Raw genomic sequence first — 3,400 nt, forward strand, 5'->3', positions numbered from 1 at the left:
GGTCGCCGAGCTGTGTCCGGCGTAGGTGCGCATCACCCAGGGCTTGTCAGGCATAACGTTCAGGTTACCGCGCGGTATCTACGCTGGTCACGGCTTCGTCAGGGCGTTCTGCCTCACACTCCCGGCAGGCCTAGACTCAGATCCATGGTCAATCTGACACGGATCTATACGCGTACGGGCGACGACGGCACGACCAACCTCGGCGACATGAGCAAGACCTCAAAGCTCGACCTGAGGCTCGCCGCGTACGCCGACGTCGACGAGGCCAACAGCCAGATCGGTATGGCGATTGCGCTCGGCGGCCTCGAGGAAGAGGTCGTGAAGGTCCTGACCCACGTGCAGAACGACATGTTCGACGTTGGCGCCGACCTGTCGTGTCCCGTCGTGGAGAACCCGGAATATCCGCCCTTGCGGGTCGAGCCCGACTACATCGATCGCCTCGAAGGCTGGTGCGACCACTACAACGAGAAGCTACCCAAGCTGCGTTCGTTCATCCTGCGCGGCGGCACCCCGTCAGCAGCAGCCGTTCACGTCGCATGCACCGTCGTTCGGCGAGCCGAGCGTTCGGCCTGGGCTGCCCTCGAAGAGCACGGAGACACCATGAACGTGCTCACGGCGAAGTACCTCAACCGGCTCAGCGATCTGCTGTTCATCCTCGGCCGCTACGCGAACCGAGAGGACGGCGACGTCCTCTGGGTGCCGGGTGGCGAAAGGGGCTGATCAGTCCCAGTCGATGGCGTTGGCGATTGGGCCGCCCGGAGCGGTCGGCCTGGGTGCATCCCAGTCGATCGCCTTGACGACCTTGGGGGCCTGCGGACGGTTGGCGGCGGAGGCAGCCGGAGCGACACCCACCACCAGCAGGATCGACGCACATACGGCGGCAAGAGAACGCTTCAACACGGGAAACACCAACTTCGACAGGGGATGTGAGCTCCCCTCGATTCTCACGTGGGGCGAGCATGCAGTCAACAGGTCAGACCACGTTGTTGACGCGCTGACCAGGAGGAGCCGACTCCAACCACGACAGCAGCCCGGTCAAGGCATTGGCACTCATCGCGAACTGTCGTACGCCAGCGGCGTTCTCGGTACCCACGATCAGGTGACCGTCGTGCAACGCGTGCACCTCATCACTGTCGGGTTCGCGACGTCCCTCGATCTGCACGTCACCGCGCTCAAATCGGTAGCGCGGACGCAGCGACAACGAGAACGTACGAAACCACTCAAGGTGGTTCTCGCGGTAGACGGCAAGACCCAGGGTCCAACCCTTGGAGATGCCGGCGACGTTGCGGTTGATGCTCATGTCGAACGTGCCTCCCGAACGGGCGAGCACCCTGCGTCGAACCATCAACCCGACAATCGGTACCAGGAACAGCAGGACGATGAGCACGAGGGAGTCGACGAGCCACAACCAAAATGGCATCGCGAACTCCCTCCTGACGTCAGGACGTCTTGTCGACCAGGCTCAACTTCGCCTCGGCTCGCAGGATAGCGGTCGCGTCTTCGTCTGCTTCGGCCGCTTCGAGCTCTGCACGTGCAGCCGCGACGTCGATCTCGTCGGCGAGGAACGCATCCTCGCTGAGAATCGACACCCGGTTGTTGGCGACGGAGATGAATCCCTCTGCCACAGCAGCCTTGATCGGGTCCTCACCTTCGAGGGGTGTGATCACGACAACGCCGGGCACGAGAAGTGACAGAAGCGGGGCATGGTCAGCCAGCACGCCGAGGTCACCCTCGACGGTGCGGGCCAACACCTCACTGGCCTGGCCGGACCACACAACGCGGTCGGCCGAGACCAGCTCGATCTGCAAAGGATCTGCCATCAGAGGCTCTTCTGGATTTCTTCCCACTTCTTGTCGACGTCTTCGAGACCGCCGCACATGAAGAAGGCCTGCTCAGCAACGTGGTCGTAGTCGCCGTCGCAGATCTTGGTGAAGCCGTCGATCGTCTCGTCGATGGAGACGGTCGAACCTTCGATACCGGTGAACTGCTTGGCCACGTACGTGTTCTGCGACAGGAAGCGCTGGATACGACGGGCGCGACCCACGAGGGTCTTGTCCTCTTCGCTGAGCTCGTCCACACCGAGAATCGCGATGATGTCCTGGAGCTCCTTGTTGCGCTGCAGGATGCTCTTGACGCGGTTGGCGGTGTTGTAGTGATCAGCGCTGATGTAGCGCGGGTCGAGGATTCGTGACGTCGACGTCAGCGGGTTCACGGCCGGGTAGATGCCCATCGAGGCAATCTCTCGGTCGAGCTCCGTGGTGGCGTCGAGGTGCGCGAAGGTCGTTGCCGGAGCCGGGTCGGTGTAGTCATCGGCCGGAACGTAGATCGCCTGGAGCGACGTGATCGAGTGACCACGCGTCGAGGTGATGCGCTCCTGGAGCACGCCCATCTCGTCAGCCAGCGTCGGCTGGTAACCCACGGCCGACGGCATACGGCCGAGCAGCGTGGACACCTCCGAACCTGCCTGGGTGAAACGGAAGATGTTGTCGATGAACAGCAGCACGTCCTGGTTCTGGACATCGCGGAAGTACTCCGCCATGGTCAGCGCCGACAGTGCGACACGAAGACGCGCTCCCGGCGGCTCATCCATCTGACCGAAGACGAGTGCGGTCTGTCCGAGGACGCCGGCCTCTTCCATCTCGGCAATGAGGTCGTTGCCCTCACGCGTACGCTCACCGACACCGGCGAACACCGACACACCGCCGTGGTCGCGAGCGACTCGGGCGATCATTTCCTGGATCAGAACGGTCTTGCCGACACCGGCACCACCGAAGAGGCCGATCTTTCCGCCCAGCACGTACGGCGTCAGCAGGTCGATGACCTTGATACCGGTCTGGAACATCTCGGTCTTGGACTCGAGCTGGTCGAACGCAGGTGCCTTGCCGTGGATGCCGCGGCGTTCCTTGACTTCCCACTTCTCGCCCTCAGCGAGGTTCATGACGTCACCCGTGGTGTTGAACACCTTGCCGAGCGTCTGGTCGCCAACGGGGACCGTGATGGGTCCACCGGTGTTGGTGACCGTGGCGCCACGGACGATGCCGTCAGTCGGACGGAGGCTAATGGCTCGCACCATGCCGTCACCAATGTGGAGTGCGACCTCGAGGGTCAGCGTCTCCTTGATGCCGGCGACCTCAGTGTCGACCTTGAGCGCGTTGTACATCTCGGGGATGGCATCGCTGGGGAACTCGATGTCGAGCACCGGGCCGATGACGCGAGCAACACGGCCGGTGGCCAGGTTGGATGCCGCGTCGTCTGTCTTCTTGGCGGGAGCCTTCTTGGCTGCGGTCTTCTTGGCGGTTGGCATATCTCTCACTCACTCCCAGCGGTGGCGTCGGCAAGCGCGTTGGCGCCACCTACGATCTCGCTGATCTCCTGGGTAATCCCGGCCTGTCGGGCCTGG

5 protein-coding genes are annotated in these 3,400 nt (G+C 63.1%); 1 reads left to right on the forward strand and 4 read right to left on the reverse strand.

The window, feature by feature from the left end; translation table 11 throughout:
- The first annotated feature begins 144 nt into the window (after nt 1–144).
- The gene (locus V6M39_RS10845) at nt 145–720 is read left to right on the forward strand and encodes a cob(I)yrinic acid a,c-diamide adenosyltransferase (protein WP_332643833.1); all 576 of its coding nucleotides are present in this window, start codon (nt 145–147) and stop codon (nt 718–720) included.
- Here the strand turns inward: V6M39_RS10845 and V6M39_RS10850 are convergent, their stop codons facing one another.
- From V6M39_RS10850 to atpD, 4 genes are all read right to left on the reverse strand, one after another.
- Nucleotides 721–900: a hypothetical protein gene (locus V6M39_RS10850; protein ID WP_332643834.1), complete on the reverse strand. Its 180-nt coding sequence runs from the start codon at nt 898–900 to the stop codon at nt 721–723.
- A gap of 73 nt (nt 901–973) precedes the next feature.
- A complete protein-coding gene (locus V6M39_RS10855; protein WP_332643835.1) occupies nt 974–1,420 on the reverse strand; it encodes a DUF2550 domain-containing protein in 447 nt (148 codons plus the stop codon).
- A 19-nt stretch (nt 1,421–1,439) separates the two neighbouring features.
- The gene (locus V6M39_RS10860; RefSeq protein WP_309968263.1) at nt 1,440–1,820 is read right to left on the reverse strand and encodes a F0F1 ATP synthase subunit epsilon; all 381 of its coding nucleotides are present in this window, start codon (nt 1,818–1,820) and stop codon (nt 1,440–1,442) included.
- Nucleotides 1,820–3,304 (reverse strand): F0F1 ATP synthase subunit beta, encoded by a 1,485-nt coding sequence (atpD, locus tag V6M39_RS10865; RefSeq protein WP_332643836.1) that lies wholly within the window; start codon nt 3,302–3,304, stop codon nt 1,820–1,822. The genes V6M39_RS10860 and atpD overlap by 1 nt, the downstream gene beginning before the upstream one ends.
- Between the last annotated feature and the right edge of the window lie 96 nt (nt 3,305–3,400).

This window comes from Aeromicrobium sp. (assembly GCF_036675695.1).
Classification (GTDB): Bacteria; Actinomycetota; Actinomycetes; order Propionibacteriales; family Nocardioidaceae; genus Aeromicrobium.